Origin of the sequence: Massilia varians, from assembly GCF_027923905.1 — a bacterium.
Taxonomy (GTDB): Bacteria; Pseudomonadota; Gammaproteobacteria; order Burkholderiales; family Burkholderiaceae_D; genus Telluria; species Telluria varians_B.
Genome location: NZ_AP026966.1, coordinates 2710563 through 2729954 on the forward strand (window position 1 = coordinate 2710563; position 19392 = coordinate 2729954).

The following is a 19392-nucleotide window of genomic DNA, read 5'->3' on the forward strand; positions in this document are numbered from 1 at the left end:
CGGGTTCCGTTCACCGCACACCCCATGGCCATCCACTTGCGTTACCAAATCTGCATCGCGCTCGCCCCGGCGCTTCTCAGCCTTTCCGTGCCGGCCGCCGCGGCCCCGAAGGCGCCCGCCGCCGGCACCACCGCGCATCTCGCCGTGCTGGAAACGACCGACCTGCATTCGAACCTGGTCGGCTACGACTACTACAAGCTGGCGCCCGAGCCCTCGCACGGCCTCGACCGCACCGCCACGCTGATCCAGCAGGCGCGCAAGGAATTCCCGAATACCTTCCTGCTCGACAATGGCGACACCATCCAGGGTACCGCGCTGGCCGATTACCAGGCGCTGGTCAAACCGCTGCGCTGCGACGAAACCCTCGGCATCTACAAGGTGATGAATGCGCTGAAGTATGACGGCGCGGGCGTCGGCAACCACGAATTCAACTACGGACTCGGTTTCCTCAATCAGGTCACCGGCAACCGCTTCCAGGTGGACGGCATCGACCAGCCAACGCGCTGCGCCGGCCCGGCTTTCCCCATGGTGCTGGCGAACGTCTACAGCGCCAAGACCAAAAAGCCGCTGTTCAGCCCTTATGCGATCGTCGACAAGGAAGTCAGCGCGATCGATGCCAGGGGCAAGCCGGTCAAGGCCATCGTGCGGGTCGGCATCATCAGCTTCACGCCGCCGACCATCATGGAATGGGACAAGCGCTGGCTCGAAGGCCGCGTCTACACCACCGGCGTGCGCGAGGCCGCGCAGAAGTACGTGCCCGAGATGCGCAAGAAGGGCGCCGACCTGGTCATCGCGATCTCGCACGGCGGCCTGGATGCCAGCCCGTACACGCCGGCCATGGAAAACGCCAACTGGTACCTGGCCAAGGTGGACGGCATCGACGCCATGCTGCTGGGCCACTCGCACCAGCTGTTCCCGAATGCCAATAGCACCGCGCCGCAGTTCGACCTGCCGGGCGTGGACAAGGCAAAGGGCCTGGTGCACGGCGTGCCGACCGTGATGGCCAACCTGTGGGGCAAGCACCTGGGCGTGATCGGCCTGCACCTGAAGCACGACGGCAAGCGCTGGATCGTCGAGAAGGACAAGACACGGGTCGAAGCGCGCGCGGCGCAGACTGGGGCCAAGACCTGGGTCGAGGCCGATCCGGCCGTCATGGCCCTGGTGAAGGAGGAGCACGAGGCGACCATCCGTTACGTGAAGACGCCGGTCGGCTCGACCTCCTTCCGCATGTCGAGCTATTTCGCCGACGTCGGCGACATCTCGGCGCTGCAGGTCGTCAACCAGGCCCAGACCGACTACGTGCGCAAGTACGTGGCCGCCAACCTGCCGCAGTACCAGGACCTGCCGGTGCTGTCGGTGACGGCGCCCTTCAAGAGCGGCAATGCCGGCCCGGCCGATTACACCGACGTCGAGGCGGGCGACCTGGCCCTGAACAATGCCGCCGACCTCTACCTGTACCCGAACTCGCTGTACGCGGTAAAGGTGGACGGCGCAGGGCTGAAGGCCTGGCTGGAAAAGGCGGCGCAGCGCTTCCATACCATCGACCCGGCCAAGCGAGAACCGCAGGCGCTGGTCAACCCGGCGACGCCCAGCTATAACTTCGACACCATCACCTCGCCGGACGTCTCCTACGAGATCGACGTGACGCGCGCCCCGGGCGAACGGATCCGCAATCTGACCTGGCGCGGCAAGCCGGTGGCGGCGCAGCAGGAATTCCTGGTCGCCACCAACAACTACCGCGCCAGCGGCGGCGGCCACTTCCCGGGCCTGGACGGCAGCAGGACCGTGATCGCCTCGCCCGACAACAACCGCGACCTCCTGATCGCCTACGTGCGCGCAGCGAAGAAGCTGACGCGTGAGGCCAATGCATCGGCGCGCAGCTGGCGCTTCACGCCCGTGAAGACAGCGGGGCCTGTTGTGTTCTCGTCGGCGCCGGGCATGGTCGGGCTGGCGCGCGAGGCCGGAGTGGGCAATGTCACCCAGATCGCGGACGACGACGGCCGCGGCAAGGGCACGGCGCTGTACGCGATCGACCTGTCGCAATGAAGCGCCTCATGGTAGCGGCCCTGGCGGCCGCCCTGCTGGCCCAGCCGGCCCTGGCCCAGCATGGGGACGAGGCCGATATCGCCCTGCGGCGCGGCATGATGCATCGCGACGGCGGCGATGCGGCGCTGGCCGCGCACTGGCTGGGCGTGGCTGCGGCGCGCGGGGTGCCGGAGGCGATGTTCCTGCTGGCGAACATGCTGATCGAGGGCGACGGCGTGCCGAAGGACGAGGCGGCCGCGCGGCGCTGGCTGGAAGCGGCCACGCAACTGGATTATCCGGAGGCCTGGCAGCAGCTGGGGATGATGGAACAGGATCCGGAGAAGGCGGCGCAGTATTTCCGGCGGGCGGCGCATGCGCTCACGCACCGCGCCGAGGGCAAGCGCTAGGACGGCGCACCCCGATCAATGCAGCTGTTTCTTCTCCGGCTGCACCAGCACGAAAGGACTCACCACCGACGCCCACAGCGTCGCGTCGGACTGGGTCCAGGTTTGCGCCTGCAGGTCGCTGACCTTGGCCACCGTGCCCGCAGTCATCCACTTCATGATGCTGTCCTTGTCGTCGTGCGCGATGCGCAGGGCGACCTCGATCAGGTCCAGTTCCTCGCTCACGTAGATCACCGAACCGCTGGCGAAATGGCGCTCCAGTTCGCTCCATTTGACGCGGCCGGTTTCGCGGTTGATCTTGTCGTGCAGCTCGGTGTCTTTTTCGGGATTGGTCTTCATATTCTTCGATTGCTAGGTGATCTCGACCGTCGGTTGCGGCGAACCTGCCCATGTTAACCGATAGGTCTGCGCCTTGCGCACATTGCCCACCAGTGCGGGGCGAAAACAGGCGAGGTTGGTGCCCTTCGGGTCGCGCACGCTCGGATAGAGGATGCCCATCGAATCCCGTTCCAACAGCTCGGCGGCCAGCGCCTGCGAGGCGATGTAGCTGTCCGGATCCAAGCAGGCTTGATAGGCATCGGCGCCGCGCAGGTCGTGAAAGCCGGCGCTGAAGTCGGCCAGCAGCATCTGGTAGCTGACGCTGTCGTCGAAGCGCCTGATTTCGGCATACTCGACCGTCTTGTGGAAGATGACTTCCGCCAGGGCGGTCTCGGCCGCGAAGGCGCAATACCAGGCGCCGCGTTCGCCGTCGTTGAAACGGCTGCCTTCCGGGCGCGCATAGGTGAAGGCCGCGTTGATGATGCGGAAATTCGGAACCCCGAACACCAGTTCGTCCATCCCGATGCCCGGCAGCAGGCCGGACTCGCCGCGCAGGCGCTCGTTGGTGGCGTTGTCGAGGTCGAACAGGTCGCGCAGGACCTCGTCGTTCTCGGCCAGCGGCGCCAGCACGGAATCCTCGACGTCGGCGAAGCGCGACGGGATCAGGCGGCAGGTGTCGAACTGGCGCAGCTGGGTAATTTTAAGCAGCGGCAAGGTCAGAGACCTCCGCGGCGTGCGTCCAGCAGCTTGCGCACCGTCTGCATGGCGATCAGGCCGCCGGCCAGCATGTAGGCCAGCGGGCTGCGGCCGGCGAACACCGGATTGGTATTGGGCAGATGCACCCATTCGTCGGCGAGCTTGTCGCCATACAGGATATGCAGGGCCTTGTAGATGCCCAGCAGGTAGGAGATCCGGGTGATGCGGTCGACCTCGAGTACCCGGTCCGGGTTCTTCTTCCAGTCGTAATAGGAGGACGAGGAGAGGCCGCCGAGCAGCTCGCGCGCATCGTCGTCGCGCACCTGCCAGGCCCCCGCCAGCTTGAAGAAACCTTTCAGGGCCGAGCGCGACAGGCGCTCGCGCTCGGTCCGTGAATTCAGGTCGACCAGGGTCGCCGGTTCGAAACGGCTTTTTGGGTAGGAGTAGGCTAGGCTCATCATAATTCTCCGTAATTGGATTCCTTATACTCCGATTTCGGACCGATGGCAACTGCTGGTTGTCAGCCTTGCGCGACCGTGACAGAATTATTGATCTTGCTGTATAGAAAAAAGCTTAATAAAAGCCCGTACGACAGTTCAGGAGACACCTAGATGCGCCTGCGTTCGCTATCCCTTCTTGCTGCATGCCTGATGCTGGCCGCCGCGGCCGCAAGTTCCGGCACCTACGCCCGCGATTCGAACAGCGAGTTGAAACGTCAGGTCATGGAAGCGGAACGCCGGTTCGCCGCCACCATGAAGGCGCGCGATTTCGAGGCCTTCAAGCGCCATATCGCGGACGAGGCGATCTTCTTCGGTGCGGAGGGGCCGCTACGCGGCAAGGGAGCGATCGCCAGGGGCTGGCGCCAGTACTACGACAAGCCGCAGGCGCCGTTCTCCTGGGAGCCGGAAGAGGTGGAAGTGGTTGATTCGGGCACGCTGGCCTACAGCGGCGGGCCGATCTACAACGCGGCCGGCCAGCGCATCGGCCGCTTCAATTCGATCTGGCGCCTGAAGGCGCCGGGGCAGTGGGAAATCGTCTTCGACCGCGGCTCGAACTTCGTGCCGCCCGCAAAAAAATAACACCCGGGGTCAGGTTGACATTTGGACACGAGCTCGAGCGTTACACGATGGTACTGCTCAGCCCGTGTCTGAATGTCAGACCTGACCCCATCGTTTAATCACGCAGGCTCGGCGTGCTCGACCAGCAGCTGCACCTTGGTCACGCCGTTGTACTCGTTCGCATCCAGCCGGAACGCGACCCGGGCCCGCTCCGGCAGGCTGTCGGCATGCCCGAACCAGATCGCGTCGTAGCGGCGGCCGTTCTTTTCCAGCAGCAGCTTGAGGTGGCGCTCCTTCAGGATGCGCTGGCTTACCACCCGGAACTCGTCGCAGAATACCGGCGGCGCGAAGCCCTGGCCCCAGACCTGGCCGTCCATCTCCTCGATGAAGCCGGTGCAGTAGAACTCGTCCTCGAGCGGGCCGTCGGTTTCGATGATGCGTTCCAGTTGCGCCTCGGTCAGCCAGGCCTTGCCGACCGCCTCGAAGGCCTGCTGGAAGCTGTCGAAGTGGTCGGCGCGGATGGACAGGCCGGCCGCCATTGCGTGGCCGCCGAACTTGTCGATGAGGCCGGGCACGCGCTTGGACACCAGGTCGAGCGCGTCTCGCAGGTGAAAGCCCGGGATCGAGCGGCCCGAGCCCTTGATCCAGCCGTCACCGGCCGGGGCGAAGGTGATGGTCGGCCGGTAGAACTTTTCCTTCAGGCGCGAGGCGACGATGCCGATCACGCCCTGGTGCCAGCCTTCGTCGAACACGCTGATCGTGCTGGATCCCGAGGGCTCGAAGCTGTCCAGGTGGAGCAGGGCGGTGTCCTGCATCTCGGCCTCGATCTCGCGCCGCTTCAGATTGATCTCGTTGAGCTGCTGGGCAATCGCCCAGGCGCGACCGACGTCGTCCGTCACCAGGCACTCGATCCCGAGCGACATGTCTTCCAGCCGGCCGGCGGCGTTCAGGCGCGGACCCAGCGCGAAGCCGAGATCGAAGGGCGAGGCGCAGCGCGCCTCGCGGCCCGCCACCCGGAACAGGGCCGCCACGCCGGCATGCATGCGGCCCGCGCGCATGCGCTTGATGCCCTGCGCGACCAGGATGCGGTTGTTGGCGTCGAGCCTGACCACGTCGGCCACCGTGCCCAGCGCCACCAGGTCGAGCAGGCTGTCGAGCTTGGGCTGGGTCTGGGCGTCGAACACGCCGCGCCGGCGCAGTTCGGCCCGCAGCGCCAGCAGCACGTAGAACACCACGCCGACGCCGGCCAGGTGCTTGCTGGGGAAGCCGCACTCGGGCTGGTTCGGGTTGACGATCACGCGCGCTGGCGGCAAGGCGTCGCCCGGCAGGTGGTGGTCGGTGACCACGACTTCGATGCCGCGCCGGTTGGCTTCCAGAACGCCATCGATGCTGGCGATGCCGTTGTCGACCGTGATGATGATGTCGGGCGACTTCTCGCGGGCCGTCAGCTCGACGATCTCGGGCGTCAGGCCGTAGCCGTACTCGAAGCGGTTCGGGACGATGTAGTCGACCTGCGCGCCCATCATGCGCAGGCCGCGCAGGGCGACCGCGCAGGCGGTGGCGCCGTCGCAGTCGTAGTCGGCGACGATGGTCATGCGCTTGCCGGCTGCGATGGAGTCAGCCAGGAAGCTGGCGGCCGCTTCGATGTGTTTCAGGCCGCCGGGCGGCACCAGGGCCGCCAGCTCGCTGGAGAGCTCGCGCACGTCGAGCAGGCCACGCGCCGCGTAGATGCGCGCGAGGACCGGATGGACCCCGCCCTGGCGCAGCATCTCGGAGGTGCGGAAAGGACAGGGGCGGGTGGTGATACGGGTTGCAATGCTCAAAATAGGCTCAACTCAATCGTTCCAGGGTCGGCCGGCGCCAGAATTTGCGCTGGGCCATGGCGGTCGTGGTGAATTCGGCAAGGGTCTCGCGGTTGCTCAGGACCAGCTTGAGCTCCTTCATGCGGCCTTGCACCAGCGCCGCATGCAACGGCGCGAACAGTTTTTCTTCCAGGTGCTGGACTTGCTGCACCCAGGTGCCCCAGTCGGAGGCGATGGCGGCGTCCGCCAGGTGGCCCACGACGAGCAGGCCGTCCTGCGCCAGCGCCCCGTCCAGGCCGTCGAGCGATGCGAGGGCTTCGCTGGACAGGCCGCGGACCCATCCGGGCACGCCGATGCTGGCCACCCGGCCGGCCGCACGCGTCGCGTCGCTGGCAGCGCCCCACAGCCAGAAGGAGTTTACGCCAGGGAGGCGGCGCGCCTCGCGCGCGGCGTTCACCGGGTGGGTATGCCACAGCATCTGCACTTCGTTCTGCAGCCGGCGCAGGGGCAGGGCCTGCTTCCCGCGCGGGACGAAGTCGCTCAGGTCCATGCCCACCACCGTGTCCGGGGTGGCGGCCTCGATGCCGGTCCAGTCGTCGGCGCGCAGGAACCAGGTCTGGGCATCGCCGTACAGCAGCGGATGGCCAATCTCCTCGCACAGCGGACGGGCCGCCTGGTACAGGGCGCGGCTTTCATCCTCGCTTAAGCCTAGATGGCGCAGGTCGGCCATCATCGAATGGCTGCGCGCGATCTGGATGTGGGCCGGGTTGACGATATACCAGGTGCCGCCCGCCGGATCGAGGCCGAAGCCGCGCATGGCGGCGGCGGCGAAGGCCGGCAGGCCCTCCGGCGACAGCCCGAGCGTCCGGGCCAGCCACTGTTCGTGCGGCAGGGCGCGTGCGGTATCCAGGGCGGCCTTGCGTTCGAAGGCGCTGGTACGGGACAGTAGGGCGGCCAGCGCCGGGGTCTGCAGGGCACGGACCAGGTCGGACGCGAATTCGGGAAGCGGCAGCAGGTGGGGCAGGACAAGCGTAATGTGCGACATACCGCTATTTTAGGGCAAATACGCGTGCAGCGAATGGCCATGCAGCGGCCGCGTCCCGCGCTCGCCACACGCGAGATGATTTCTTTTGCGCCATAAAAGTCCGATGTCTGGCACACTCACGGGTTGGCAAACCAATAACGCAGATTAACGGATTTCATGAGCATCACCCACAAGCTGCCTTACGAATGGCAGGTCGGCCTGCGCTACACCCGCGCCGGCAAGCGTAGCGGGCGCAACAGCTTCATTTCCTTCATCTCGATGGCCTCGGTGGCCGGCATCGCGCTCGGCGTGGCCGCGCTGATCGTGGTGCTGTCGGTGATGAACGGCTTCCAGAAGGAGGTGACCGCGCGCATGCTGTCGGTGCTGGCCCACGTGGAGGTGTTCGACGCGCGCGGCGAGATGCCGGGCTGGCGCACTTCCATCCAGGAAGCGCTGCGCAATCCGGAAGTGCGCGCCGCCGCGCCCTTCGCCGAGACCCAGGCCATGCTGCTGAGCGACGGCGTGATGAAGCCGGTGCTGCTGCGCGGGATCGACCCGGCCCAGGAGGTGAAGGTGTCGGATGTGTCGAAGCACATGCGCGAAGGGCGTTTCGACAGCTTGCAGCCGGGTTCGTACAACGTGATCATCGGCCGCGCGCTGGCCAAGTCGCTCGACGTCGGCGTGGGCGACCGGGTGACGCTCCTGATGGCTGCCACCCCGGCGCAGGCGCAAGGGCCGGCCCAGGGCGGCGCGCTGCCGCGTACCCGGCCGCTGACCGTGAGCGGCATCTTCGAGGCCGGCCATTTCGAGTTCGATTCCGCGCTGGCCTTCGCCAACATAGAGGACGCCCAGGCGCTGGCCGGCGTCTCGGCGCCGGCGGGCATCCGCCTGCGCCTGGCCGACATGGACCAGGCGCCGCGGGTGGCGAGCGAGCTGCATGGCAGCATGTCGGGCGAACTGTTCATCCGCGACTGGTCCAAGGTCAACGCGATCTGGTTCGCCGCCGTGGAATCGCAGAAGCGCATGATGTTCATCATCCTGACCATGATCGTGGCGGTGGCGGCGTTCAACCTGGTCTCCACCCTGGTCATGACGGTGCGCGACAAGCAGTCCGACATCGCCATCCTGCGCACCCTGGGCGCCTCGCCGCGCTCGGTGATGACGATCTTCATGGTGCAGGGCACCCTGGTGGGCGTGCTCGGCGCCGGGCTGGGCGTGGCGCTCGGCGTGGCGGTGGCCCTCAACATCGACGTCATCGTGCCCTTCATCGAGCGGCTGTTCCAGGTGCAGTTCCTGTCGCAGGAGGTCTACCTGATCAGCGAGATCCCCTCGCAGCTGCGCTGGGGCGACGTCGGCTGGATCGGCGGCGTGGCCGTGCTGCTGGCCTTCGTGGCGACCCTGTACCCGAGCTGGTCGGCGGCGCGCGTGAAGCCGGCCGAGGCCCTCAGGTATGAATGAGTACGAATGAGGATGCCGCACTTGACGATGACAACCTGGCCACCCATGTGCCTCCTGTGGCACACTGCGGCCTCGCAACGACGACCCAGAACATGAGACTCACCCAGAATCTGCCGTACGAATGGCTGGTCGGCCTGCGCTACACGCGCGCCGGCAAGCGCAGCGGCCGCAACAGCTTCATTTCCTTCATCTCCCTGATCTCCGTGTCCGGCATCGCGCTGGGCGTGGCGGCCCTGATCATCGTCCTGTCGGTGATGAACGGCTTCCAGAAGCAGGTCACCGACCGCATGCTGTCGGTGCTGGCCCATATCGAGGTGTTCGATCAAAGCGGCAGCATGCCGGACTGGCGCGCCGCCGGCCGCGAAGCGCTCAAGAACCCCGCGGTGCGCGGGGTCGCCCCTTTCGTCGAGACCCAGGGCCTGCTGGAAGGCCATGGTGTGATGCGCCCGTCGGTGATCCGCGGCGTGCTGCCTTCGGAAGAGCCCAAGGTGTCCGACGTCGCCAGGCAGCTCACCCAGGGCAGCCTGGATTCGCTCAAGCCCGGCGCCTATAACATCGTGCTGGGCTATGCGCTGGCGCGCGCGCTGAACGTCGGCATCGGCGACAAGGTCACCATGCTGCTGGCGCAGGGCCAGATCACCCCGGCCGGCCTGCTGCCGCGCAGCCGCAGCTTCACCGTGTCCGGCATTTTCGAGGCCGGCCACATGGACTTCGACGCGGCGCTGTCCTTCATCCACGTCGAGGATGCGCAGCGCATGGAGCGCCTGCCGGCGCCGATGGGCCTGCGCCTGCGCATCGCCGACATGCGCCAGGCCCCGATCGTGGCCGAGGAACTCAAGAAATCCATGCCGGGCGACCTGGAAATGCGCGACTGGTCCAAGCTCAACGCCAACTGGTTCGCCGCCGTACAGACCGAGAAGAAGATGATGTTCATCATCCTCACCCTGATCATCGCGGTGGCCGCGTTCAACCTGGTGTCCACCCTGGTGATGACGGTGACCGACAAGCAGGCCGACATCGCGATCCTGCGCACCCTGGGCGCCTCGCCGCGCTCGATCATGAAGATCTTCATGGTGCAGGGCGCGCTGGTCGGCATCATCGGCACCGTCCTGGGCGTGGGCGGCGGCGTGCTGGTGGCACTGAACATCGACGTCATCGTCCCCTTCATCGAAAGTGTGCTGGGAGTGCAGTTCTTGTCGAAAGATATCTACCTGATCAGCGCGGTGCCGTCCGACCTGCGCTGGCCGGACGTTTTCAAGATCGGCGGCGTATCGGTGCTGCTGGCGTTTGCTGCGACCCTGTACCCGAGCTGGGCGGCGTCGCGCGTAAAACCTGCGGAGGCGCTGCGTTATGAATGATTCCCCCAATAAGCCAACCACCCCTGTGTTGTCCTGCCGCGGCCTGGGCAAGACCTTCAAGCAGGGCGACTACAGCGTCAAGGTCCTGGACGGCATCGACTTCGCGATCTACCGCGGCGAGCGCGTGGCCATCGTCGGCGCGTCCGGCTCCGGCAAGTCGACGCTGCTGCACCTGCTGGGCGGACTGGACACCCCATCGACCGGTTCCGTGACCCTGCTGGGCGAGGATTTCGCGACCCTGTCCGAGACCCGGCGCGGCGAGCTGCGCAACTCCTCGCTCGGCTTCGTCTACCAGTTCCACCACCTGCTGCCGGAGTTCTCGGCCCTCGACAACGTTTTGATGCCCCTGATGATCCGGCGCGAGGCGCGCGCGCCAGCCCTGAAGAAAGCCGAAGCGATTCTCGGGCGCGTGGGCCTGGGCAAGCGCGTGGTGCACCGTCCGGGCGAGCTGTCGGGCGGCGAGCGCCAGCGCGTGGCCCTGGCGCGCGCGCTGGTCACCGAACCGGCCTGCGTGCTGGCCGACGAACCGACCGGTAACCTCGACCACAGCACCGCGCAGTCGATTTTCGACCTGATGCTGGAGCTGTCGCGCACCCTCGGCACCGCCTTTGTCATCGTCACCCACGACATGGAGCTGGCGCGCCGCTGCGACCGCGTGTTCCGCCTGACCGAACACGGCCTGCAGGCGGTGGAGAACTAGGGATGTGGATCGACACCCACTGCCACCTGGATGCGCACGAATTCGGCCACGGGTCGCTGGATGTGGCCGCGCAGGCAAGAGCGGCTGGCGTGTCGATGATCGTCGCGATGGCGATCGAGCGCGGCAATTTCGGCGCCGTGGCCGAGCTGGCCGCGCGGGCGCCGAACGTCACCTATGCGCTGGGCATCCACCCGATCTGCGTGCCGCAGGCGCAGGATGAAGACCTGCTGGTGCTGCGCAGCGCGGTGGAAGCGGCCCTGGGCGATCCCAACTTCGTCGGAGTCGGCGAGATCGGCCTGGATTTCTTCATTCCACGGCTGTGCGAACCGGACATGCGCGAGAAGCAGGAGCGCTTCCTGCGCGAACAGCTGCGCATCGCGCGCGACTTCGGCCTGCCGGTGATGCTGCACGTGCGCCGCTCGCAGGACCAGGTGCTCAAGCACTTACGCCAGATCCGGCCCCCGGCCGGCATCGCGCACGCCTTCAATGGCAGCTTCCAGCAGGCGCAGAATTTCATCGACCTGGGTTTTCACCTCGGCTTCGGCGGCGCCATGACCTTTACGCGCGCGCTGCAGATCCGGCGCCTGGCGGCCGAGCTGCCGCTCACGGCGATCGTGCTGGAGACCGATTCGCCGGACATCGCGCCGTCCTGGATCCACCCGGGGCTCAACACGCCCGACCAGCTGCCGGGCATCGGCGCCGCCCTGGCCGGGCTGCGCGGGATCGGCGTGGACGCCGTGCGGGAAGCGGTCCACCGCAATACGCTGGCGGCGATTCCGCGGCTGGCAAGCTACCCGCTGCGTTAGTAGATTACTACTAAACCTTTTCTTCGGTAGCATTCCGTGCGCCGTCCGGTAGCGGCGACCGTGGCTGTTCTGCTTAGTTCGCCCAAAGCATGCTGACCGCACGCAATGCCGTAGCTCAACCCTTCTGCCAAGATGCACTCTTCGCTGCCACTGCAGCACAGCCACTACGGAGAGTGATTTGGACAGCGCGAGCGAATTCCTGCGGATGCTCAGGCACGAGAAGTCGCTGACGACCGCCCACCGGCCGATCCGGATGCGCTTGGGCCATGCCGACCACCTGGCCGACGAACTGCTGCTGCCGCAGCGGGTGCAGGGCCACGAATCGGTGTGCGGCGGCTTCGAATACGTGATCACCTGCGTCGCCGACACCCCGCGCCTCCCGCTCAAGGAACTCATCGCGCTTCCCGCCGAACTGCAAATGGTCACCGACCGCGGCCAGCTGCGCAGCATCTGCGGCATCGTCGCCGAGGCGCGCGCCGGCGACCACGACGGCGGCCTGGCGGTCTACCAGCTGGTGCTGCGCGATGCCCTGGCGGTCATGGAAAAGCGCGTCAACAGCCGCGTCTTCCGCTACCAGAACGAACTCGAGATCGTGCAGGTCCTGTTCGACGAATGGCGCCAGTCCAACAGCGTCATGGCCAGCGCCTTCGACTACGAACTCGACCCGCTGTTCGACATGCGCCTGTACCCGCCGCGCGAACAGACCATGCAGCACAACGAATCCGACGCCGCCTTCGTGCGCCGCCTGCTCAAGCGCCGCGGCATCGCCTGGACCTTCCGCCCGGGCCGTGCCCGTGCCGGCAGCGCCGACCAGGACGCCGACGACACCCCGGTCCACACCCTGGTGCTGTTCTCCGACCCGGCTTCGCTGCCGCGCAGCGCCGCCGGCAGCGTGCGCTACCACCGCGACCACGCCACCGAGGAGCGCGACACCGTGGTTTCCTGGTGCGCCGCGCGGCGCCTGCAGCCGGGCAGCATCACCCGCCACAGCTGGGATTACCGCAACCCCAGCGGCACCCAGTTCATGAGCACCACCGCGCGCAGCATGGCCGACCAGGGCCGCAGCGGCAACGCGCTGGCGGCCAGCCTGGACGACTACCTGGTCGAGATGCCGCATGCCGGCAACGACGTCGAGGATCACTGGCGGCTCGGCCAGGTGCGAATGAACCGGCACGAATTCGACACCAAGTGCTTCCATGGCGAAGGCAGCGTGCGCGACCTGTGCGCGGGCGAGTACTTCAGCCTGAGCGGCCACCCCGAGATCGACGCCCACCCCGAAACCGAACGCGATTTCGTCGTGACCGCGGTCTGGATGGAAGCCGAGAACAACCTGCCGGCCGACCTGTCGGCGCGCGTGCGCCGCCTGATGGGGCCCTACACCCCGGGCGATGCCATGCTGGCGCCGAACGAACATCCGGTGGCCGGCGACGGCGTGCGGGTGCGGATGCGCTTCGATTGCGTGCGGCGCGGCATCCCGCTGGTGCCGGCCTTCGATCCGCGCACCGACCTGCCGCATCCCCAGCTGCAAAGCGCCATCGTCACCGGACCGCCGGGCGAGGAGGTGCATTGCGACGCGCTGGGGCGGGTGAAGATCCGCTTCCCGGGCATGCGCTCGCTCGACCACAAGCATGCGCACGGCGCCGGGGCCTCGGATACCCCGGCCGATTCGGCCTGGGTGCGGGTGGCGTCGAACTGGGCCGGCAACGGACCCGGCGCCAACCAGCAGTGCGGCACGCTGTCGCTGCCGCGCGTCGGCAGCGAAGTCCTGGTGGCCTTCCTGGGCGGCGACCCGGACCGGCCGGTGGTCCTGTCGCAGGTCTTCAACCAGCGCGGCGAGCCGCCGGCCTTGAGCCGGGCCGGCGGCCTGCCCGGGAACCGTTACCTGTCGGGCACCCGCACCCGCGAGATCGGCGGCGGGCGCGGCAACCAGCTGCGCTTCGACGACACTCGCGGCGAGATCAGCGCCCAGCTGGCGAGCGATCATGGCGCTTCGCAACTGAACCTCGGCTGGCTGACGCAACCTAAGGCCAACGGCACGGCCGCGCCGCGCGGCGAAGGCGCCGAGCTGCGCAGCGACCATAGCGTGGCGATCCGCGGCAAGGAAGGCGTGCTCCTGAGCGCGGAGGCGGCGCCGGCCGCCGAGGGCGCGCAGCTGGCGCGCGCCGGCCTGGTCGGTCTCGCCGAACTGATGCAAAGCATCGCGGACGAGGTGGCCAAGCTCGCGGAACAGCATACGGATGATGAGCCGAGCGCGCAGCGCCTGGGCGACCTGTCCGACAAGCTGCGGCGCTGGGACCAAGGCTCCAACGTGGCGCCGGGCGACAAGGGCGCCGAGCCGATCGTGGCCGTGACCGCCCCGGCGGGCATCATGCTGGCCAGCCAGGACAATGTCGCGCTCGGATCGGAGACCCAGCTCGACATGGTCAGTGGCGGCGATGCGCGCACCTCGGCCGGAAAGAACATCTTCCTGCGCGCCGCGCGCGGGATCAGTGCGTTTGCCCAGGCACTGGGAATCAAGCTGGTGGCGGGGCGGGGCAACGTCCTGCTGGAGGCCCACCAGGGCAATGTCGAGGTCAAGTCCTCGGGCAAGATCAGCCTGATCTCGGCGGAAGCGATCCATATCGAAGCACCGGTGGTCCGGATCATCTCGCAGGGCGCGCAGACGGAATGGGGTAATGACACAATCACGCTGCAAAGCGCCGGCCAGCACATCATCAACGCAAGCGGGCTCACCCGCGGGCCCGCTGGTGGTGGCAATCCGACAAAGCCCGACTTCGCGAAAAGCGCATTGAAAGCCACGGAACGTGTTGTCCTGCGCCATCTCCAAACGCGCGAACCGATTCCACACCAGAATTATATTGCCCACCTCAGTGACGGCAAGACCATCCAGGGCACCAGCGACGCGGAAGGGCGCACCGAGCTGGTGCAGAGCGACGAACTGGGGCCGGTGCGCTTCGAGCTTCTTCCGTCATCCATCTAAGCTGTCGGGAACCGTCATGCGTGAACCGACCAGGCCGTTGCCTCCGCTCGTCCCTCTGTCGCATGGCGGTTGGGAAGTAAATTCATTCATGTCCTCGGCGGACTACACCATCCGCGGCCTCGGACTTGTCCCTCCCAACAAGATTGTCCCGGTCATTGTTGTACCGGGCATCATGGGGACGAACCTTCGGGCCAAACAAAAACTGCGATTGGGGCGCCTAGAGGATGAGCGGAATAAGATGGTCGAACCCGGCCGGCCTACTTGGCGCCCGCCTAACGGTGGTAGTGAAGGCCTCAAGGCGGCGAACATCTGGGACATGTATACGCCGCGGGAGCGTCAATTGCTGTTAGACGCAGCCACGCTGGAAGTGGACCCAGACGGCCCTGTCGTCATACCTAAGTCCGAGGACAGCTATGTACTGGCCGAGCGCGACCTTCGGGAACGCGGTTGGGGCGAATTGCATGCCGACTCGTATGGCGGACTTCTCTACGCCTTGCAGACTCGCTTGAATCAAACGTTCGGGTTTGATGAGCATGGCCAAAAGCGCTTCGTCCAACAGCATTGGAAGGAGGTAATGGCCTGTGATCCTCGGCGATGGGGGCTCCGCCAGTTCGCGCCCCTCACGGAAGAACACCTCGTGAAGCATGCCGAGTACTACTTTCCCGTCTATGCCGTTGGATACTGCTGGCTACAAGATTGTAAGACGTCAGCGGAAATGCTGGAAAAGCGCATTCTTCACATCATCAATTCGTGGAAAGCGGCGAAGCGACAATGTTCGAAAGTAATCCTAGTGACGCATTCAATGGGCGGCTTGGTTGCTAGAGCGTGCGCGATGCGCATTCCCGACAAGATTGCCGGCGTCATCCATGGTGTCATGCCAGCACTGGGTGCACCAGTTGCCTATCGCAGGCTTGCATCTGGGACAGAGCCGTTTTCACCGAATAGTTCACCTCTCAAGAAATTTGCAGACTCCAGGGTGGCTATGATTTTGGGAAATCGCGCTGACAAGACGACGCCTGTCTTAGCTACATCGCCAGGAGCGCTTGAGCTTTTGCCGAATCACTTATATCCACATCCCTGGTTGCACGTTCGCGTGTTCAGGTTCCTCAGCGGAACGCAAGGGGCGAATCCGCCGGGAAAAAGCGGCGCATACGGGTACCAGACAAAACCGAATGATGCATTGTCCTTTCCCAATGCAAATCTGCAGAATCCCTACGATCTGTATCGTGACATGAAATTTTGGTTTCGCTTGGTTAATCCGGAGCTCGCCGATCCAGCTGGCAAATATGCCAACAATAAACGTGGCGGAGTAGTGTCTGCAATTAAGAAGGGAATTAATACTGCCGAGACCTTCCATAGAACGCTTGGGGACTACTATCACCCTAATACCTACGCTTTCTATGGAGACGATAAAGAGCAGCTCTCATTTGGGCAGGTCAGGTGGGTTGCCCTTCAGCCGGCAGATTCAGCAACGGCGCTCACGCCGGCCAATCTGACAGCCGCGCGGTATATCGGCCAGTCTGAAACTGGACAGCGGCGCGTACTTGTCGAGGGCAAGACCGAGCTTCGTTTTGCACCCGATCAGCAGGACGCTCGAGGTGACGGGACCGTACCGCATCAATCCGGCGCTGGGCCGGCGGGCAAAGTCAAACAGGTGTTTGCGACGGAGGGCTACGACCACCAAGGATCGTATAACAATGATCACATGCTCATGTTAACGCTCCGATTGATTACCAAGATCGTCCAGGAGATCTCGTGATGAATTGGCTCCGGAGCCGGCCGGCAAGAATGCTGGCCGGAGCTCTGTGCGCGGGATTGGTCGCCACATGGGCGGTGGGCAAAGTATTGGATAAACGCGAATTAAGCCGACGAGACCAACATGAGGTAGCTCGAATGACCGACAAAATGAAGACCGTATGTGTCGGCAGGTTCCTGATTGACGTGCCGGAAGAAGCCGAAATTGAACTGAGACAGGCGCGCATCGATGGTTTCGACATCTCGGCTTTCAACGAAACCGAAGAGGAGTTCCAGAAGCGCGTTGCCGAGCGGGAGTTGCAGATCAGGTCCAAGCCGGACTGGCGTGGCGGTAACAAGAACCTGGAGTCCGCGAGGGAGGTGACGACAGGCAGCGGCCTCTCCGGCGCGATTTTCATACACAGTCGGACGGTGGAAGAAGGAACGCAGGGCAACGGTCTAGGCGGAGTGGAGCGCTATCGCGATGAGGGCATTACGACGGAAGCCCTCGTGCATGCCCATGGCGTAAGCGTCGACCTGTTCTTTGAAGACAGAAATCCTGACTTAATCGAGGATCTTCCCACGCTGGTTAGTCAACTTGTAGCGAACCCGGACAACCGTATTCCTACCGAGCCGGGATTTTGCATGGATCGCGTCTATGTTCGCGATCCGCTCAGCGCCGGTCAACGCGAGCAAATTATGCTATTCGGCCGGCTGCCACATCATCCGGATGTCGAGTTCATGTTCATTGTTTCGGCCGGACTGAAACCCGAGCCACATGGGGTACTGGCAAGGAGTGACGCTGTGCACGAAGGGCTGTCGATGGCTGATCGAATGCGTATCACTAGATTACGAGCGGCGCCCCGCGAAATTGGCGGCCTAAAGGGGGAGGAGGTGGCGGAATTGGTAGTCGAGAATAATGAAGCACGTGGTCACAGTTTTTGGTGGGAAGTGAACGGGACCGAAAACAACGTCTTCGTCCCACACGTCGTACTCAGGATGAGTACCGGAAATGGCAATCGACAACCCGTTTCCTCCTCGCTGTCGGACGGCGCCGCACTTGGATTATGGGACAAGATCTCGTCCAGTGTTCGTCTACGACCGACCGAATCTGTGGCGAGCAAACCCGTCAAAGCGACGCCAACGCCGCTCGGCACATATGCATCGGCCGGCGAGCGTTGCCCTGAAAGCGGCTGGTGGCTCTGTGGTGATGGTGGTAATGGTATCGGTGTGCTCGGCGGCCAGCGACAGTACATCAAGAAAGGCGATCTCATGCCCCAGGCGCTGCTGCTTCCTCCCCGTACCCTGTGGGACAAGGTCCGTGGAATGCAGTCGAGTTATGAATCAAAGAATCCAACCAGTTGGAAACTTGTCGACCACCGTGCGCGTAAGAGATTGCCGCCGCGGTTGCCATTAGCGAAGGCTTCGACACCGGCTGGCACAACGGTTGCTGTAGGCGAATCACTCAGCGTGGGTAATGCCAACGTGGCAATTGGCAGCTATTTCTCGACTGGCGTCCCATGTCCAGCAAGCGGCTGGTGGCGCTGTGAAGAGTCGCATGCGCTTGATGGAACTAGATGGTTTGCACAGGGCAGCTTGTTGCCACCTGCGACATTTACTGTCGCACCAGGCATCTTTGGTCATTCGGCTAGCGCACCACAAGCAATTCAACGTCGTAGTGCATGGCGCCTGATGCGTCTTGCAGATGTCGCCGAGCAGTCAGCTAGCGAAACTGACGAGCGTGATCAGTTCGGTCTGTCGCCATCCGGCCGGCAGGTATAGCGCCTCTGCCATGTTGGGCGCTCACTTAGTTCCCACAATGCCTGTTGCCGAACTGGCTAGGAGTCTACATGACACGTTCGTTAAAGACCTGGCTGGTGGTCGTCCTTGCCGGAGTAGTCGTCGTTGCTTTGGGGCGAAGCTTCGAAAAGCATCTTGATGAGGAGAAGCGTGGAGGCTCGCAAATCGTCGAAAAGATAATGACGGTCTGTATAGGACGATTCTTAATTGACATGCCGGCAGAGGCGCTATACGAACTTCACGGTTCGCGTATCGACGGATTCGATATTGTCGCCTTTGAAGAATCGGATGCCGGGTTCCAGGAGCGTGTTCTTGCGCGAAAGGCCCAAATTGAAGCAACTACTGATCGTTTCGGGAAGCGCGATAACCTGGAAGTGTTTAGGAAGGTGAAGAACGACCATGGAGTTTGGGGTCACATCTTCGTTCACGGTAGGGATGTGACTGAAGGTCAGTCCTCTGACGGACTTACCGTCGAACGCTACCGCTACGAGAGTGTCTCGGTTGAGGCACTCGTCCATGTCGACGGAATTAGCATCGATGTTTCTGCACCCGATTATGATCCGGAGTCGATACGAAATCTCACGAAATTGATCGCGCAGATCGCTCCTAATCTAGAAAACCGAATTCCGATCGAGCACGGGTTTTGCATCGATCGTGCTTTCGTCCGTGACCCACTAAGTGCTGACCAGGGCGAACAGATCACGATGGTGGCGCGACTGCCAAATCGACCTGATATCCTGTTCAACATGATTCTGGCTGCAGGTACTGAACCGGATCGGGAAGGTTTGCTCCAACGAGCGGCTGAGTCGAGCACTAGGCTGACTGATGCTCAGTCGAAGCGCGTAAAAACGCTGCGTGCTGAAAAACGGGTTATCGGAGGGATTATCGGTGAGGAACTAGTCGAGCGCTTCCTCGAGAATGAGGGCACGGTGGTCCATAGCTTTTGGTGGGAAGTGAACGGTACCCAAGACAATGTCTTCGTTCCGCATTTGGTATTCAGAATGGACACTGGTCACAGTGATAACGGGCCCGTTCGTTCTTCACTGTCGGATCTTGCGGCACTCCGATTATGGGACAAGATCGCCTCCAGCATCCGTTTGCGGCCGATAAGCGCTCGGAATGTGACCCAGCACTTACCGCCGCTAAGCCCGACCAAGAAATAACCATTGCCGTCTAAGCTTAGCTGAGTTTCCGCAAACCCAAACACCGCAATTCAGCTACATTCCAGC

At 64.2% G+C, this 19392-nt stretch carries 16 protein-coding genes; 11 read left to right on the forward strand and 5 right to left on the reverse strand.

Translation table 11 applies throughout. The annotated features are described in order from the left end of the window. Nucleotides 1-24: 24 nt before the first annotated feature. Complete coding sequence (locus MasN3_RS12305; protein WP_370662343.1) at nucleotides 25-2046, forward strand: bifunctional 2',3'-cyclic-nucleotide 2'-phosphodiesterase/3'-nucleotidase; 2022 nt, start codon at nucleotides 25-27, stop codon at nucleotides 2044-2046. Beyond that, the gene (locus MasN3_RS12310; protein WP_281914379.1) at nucleotides 2043-2432 is read left to right on the forward strand and encodes a tetratricopeptide repeat protein; all 390 of its coding nucleotides are present in this window, start codon (nucleotides 2043-2045) and stop codon (nucleotides 2430-2432) included. Before MasN3_RS12305 ends, MasN3_RS12310 begins: the two co-directional genes overlap by 4 nt. A 15-nt stretch (nucleotides 2433-2447) precedes the next feature. Here MasN3_RS12310 and MasN3_RS12315 read toward each other — a convergent pair whose 3' ends face one another. Genes MasN3_RS12315 through MasN3_RS12325 form a run of 3 tightly spaced genes read right to left on the reverse strand, consistent with a single transcriptional unit; the run spans nucleotide 2448 to nucleotide 3901 of the window. After that, nucleotides 2448-2768 carry a DUF2288 domain-containing protein gene (locus MasN3_RS12315; protein WP_281914380.1) on the reverse strand — a complete coding sequence of 107 codons (321 nt, stop codon included), beginning with the start codon at nucleotides 2766-2768 and terminating at the stop codon, nucleotides 2448-2450. A gap of 12 nt (nucleotides 2769-2780) precedes the next feature. Beyond that, nucleotides 2781-3461, reverse strand: coding sequence for an RES family NAD+ phosphorylase (locus tag MasN3_RS12320; RefSeq protein ID WP_370662344.1), 681 nt, complete (start codon nucleotides 3459-3461; stop codon nucleotides 2781-2783). Between the two features lie 2 nt (nucleotides 3462-3463). After that, the gene (locus MasN3_RS12325) at nucleotides 3464-3901 is read right to left on the reverse strand and encodes an MbcA/ParS/Xre antitoxin family protein (protein WP_281914381.1); all 438 of its coding nucleotides are present in this window, start codon (nucleotides 3899-3901) and stop codon (nucleotides 3464-3466) included. A 153-nt stretch (nucleotides 3902-4054) separates the two neighbouring features. Between MasN3_RS12325 and MasN3_RS12330 the strand changes: the two genes are divergently transcribed. Then, nucleotides 4055-4522, forward strand: coding sequence for a YybH family protein (locus tag MasN3_RS12330; RefSeq protein WP_281914382.1), 468 nt, complete (start codon nucleotides 4055-4057; stop codon nucleotides 4520-4522). 98 nt (nucleotides 4523-4620) lie between these two features. Here MasN3_RS12330 and recJ read toward each other — a convergent pair whose 3' ends face one another. Together recJ and MasN3_RS12340 are read right to left on the reverse strand one after the other, a co-directional pair. Next, nucleotides 4621-6270 carry a single-stranded-DNA-specific exonuclease RecJ gene (gene recJ, locus MasN3_RS12335; RefSeq protein ID WP_281914497.1) on the reverse strand — a complete coding sequence of 550 codons (1650 nt, stop codon included), beginning with the start codon at nucleotides 6268-6270 and terminating at the stop codon, nucleotides 4621-4623. Nucleotides 6271-6331: 61 nt separating this feature from the next. Continuing rightward, on the reverse strand, nucleotides 6332-7348 hold the full coding sequence (locus MasN3_RS12340; RefSeq protein WP_281914383.1) for a hypothetical protein: 1017 nt from the start codon (nucleotides 7346-7348) through the stop codon (nucleotides 6332-6334). Nucleotides 7349-7504: 156 nt separating this feature from the next. Here MasN3_RS12340 and MasN3_RS12345 point away from each other — a divergent pair, with 156 nt between their 5' ends. From MasN3_RS12345 to MasN3_RS12380, 8 genes are all read left to right on the forward strand, one after another. Then, nucleotides 7505-8785 carry a lipoprotein-releasing ABC transporter permease subunit gene (locus MasN3_RS12345; RefSeq protein WP_281914384.1) on the forward strand — a complete coding sequence of 427 codons (1281 nt, stop codon included), beginning with the start codon at nucleotides 7505-7507 and terminating at the stop codon, nucleotides 8783-8785. A 92-nt stretch (nucleotides 8786-8877) separates the two neighbouring features. Further along, entirely contained in the window at nucleotides 8878-10143 is a 1266-nt protein-coding gene (locus MasN3_RS12350) for a lipoprotein-releasing ABC transporter permease subunit (RefSeq protein ID WP_281914385.1), read from the forward strand. Then, nucleotides 10136-10843, forward strand: coding sequence for a lipoprotein-releasing ABC transporter ATP-binding protein LolD (gene lolD / locus MasN3_RS12355; RefSeq protein ID WP_281914386.1), 708 nt, complete (start codon nucleotides 10136-10138; stop codon nucleotides 10841-10843). The genes MasN3_RS12350 and lolD overlap by 8 nt, the downstream gene beginning before the upstream one ends. 2 nt (nucleotides 10844-10845) lie before the next feature. Beyond that, entirely contained in the window at nucleotides 10846-11649 is an 804-nt protein-coding gene (locus MasN3_RS12360) for a TatD family hydrolase (RefSeq protein WP_281914387.1), read from the forward strand. Nucleotides 11650-11827: 178 nt separating this feature from the next. Then, nucleotides 11828-14629: a type VI secretion system Vgr family protein gene (locus tag MasN3_RS12365; RefSeq protein ID WP_281914388.1), complete on the forward strand. Its 2802-nt coding sequence runs from the start codon at nucleotides 11828-11830 to the stop codon at nucleotides 14627-14629. A 16-nt stretch (nucleotides 14630-14645) separates the two neighbouring features. After that, nucleotides 14646-16388 (forward strand): alpha/beta hydrolase family protein, encoded by a 1743-nt coding sequence (locus MasN3_RS12370; protein WP_281914390.1) that lies wholly within the window; start codon nucleotides 14646-14648, stop codon nucleotides 16386-16388. Between the two features lie 134 nt (nucleotides 16389-16522). Then, the gene (locus MasN3_RS12375; protein WP_281914391.1) at nucleotides 16523-18145 is read left to right on the forward strand and encodes a T6SS immunity protein Tli4 family protein; all 1623 of its coding nucleotides are present in this window, start codon (nucleotides 16523-16525) and stop codon (nucleotides 18143-18145) included. 68 nt (nucleotides 18146-18213) lie between these two features. Further along, the gene (locus MasN3_RS12380) at nucleotides 18214-19326 is read left to right on the forward strand and encodes a T6SS immunity protein Tli4 family protein (RefSeq protein WP_281914392.1); all 1113 of its coding nucleotides are present in this window, start codon (nucleotides 18214-18216) and stop codon (nucleotides 19324-19326) included. The last annotated feature ends 66 nt before the right edge of the window (nucleotides 19327-19392 follow it).

Coding starts and splice junctions, on each gene's coding strand:
- MasN3_RS12330 (WP_281914382.1), top strand. CDS start 4,055: ATGCGCCTGCGTTCGCTATCCCTTCTTGCTGCATGCCTGATGCTGGCC.
- lolD (WP_281914386.1), top strand. CDS start 10,136: ATGAATGATTCCCCCAATAAGCCAACCACCCCTGTGTTGTCCTGCCGC.
- MasN3_RS12380 (WP_281914392.1), top strand. CDS start 18,214: ATGACACGTTCGTTAAAGACCTGGCTGGTGGTCGTCCTTGCCGGAGTA.
- MasN3_RS12310 (WP_281914379.1), top strand. CDS start 2,043: ATGAAGCGCCTCATGGTAGCGGCCCTGGCGGCCGCCCTGCTGGCCCAG.
- MasN3_RS12370 (WP_281914390.1), top strand. CDS start 14,646: ATGCGTGAACCGACCAGGCCGTTGCCTCCGCTCGTCCCTCTGTCGCAT.
- MasN3_RS12350 (WP_281914385.1), top strand. CDS start 8,878: ATGAGACTCACCCAGAATCTGCCGTACGAATGGCTGGTCGGCCTGCGC.
- MasN3_RS12345 (WP_281914384.1), top strand. CDS start 7,505: ATGAGCATCACCCACAAGCTGCCTTACGAATGGCAGGTCGGCCTGCGC.
- MasN3_RS12325 (WP_281914381.1), bottom strand. CDS start 3,901: ATGAGCCTAGCCTACTCCTACCCAAAAAGCCGTTTCGAACCGGCGACC.
- MasN3_RS12375 (WP_281914391.1), top strand. CDS start 16,523: ATGACCGACAAAATGAAGACCGTATGTGTCGGCAGGTTCCTGATTGAC.
- MasN3_RS12360 (WP_281914387.1), top strand. CDS start 10,846: ATGTGGATCGACACCCACTGCCACCTGGATGCGCACGAATTCGGCCAC.
- MasN3_RS12305 (WP_370662343.1), top strand. CDS start 25: ATGGCCATCCACTTGCGTTACCAAATCTGCATCGCGCTCGCCCCGGCG.
- recJ (WP_281914497.1), bottom strand. CDS start 6,270: ATGCTGCGCCAGGGCGGGGTCCATCCGGTCCTCGCGCGCATCTACGCG.
- MasN3_RS12315 (WP_281914380.1), bottom strand. CDS start 2,768: ATGAAGACCAATCCCGAAAAAGACACCGAGCTGCACGACAAGATCAAC.
- MasN3_RS12340 (WP_281914383.1), bottom strand. CDS start 7,348: ATGTCGCACATTACGCTTGTCCTGCCCCACCTGCTGCCGCTTCCCGAA.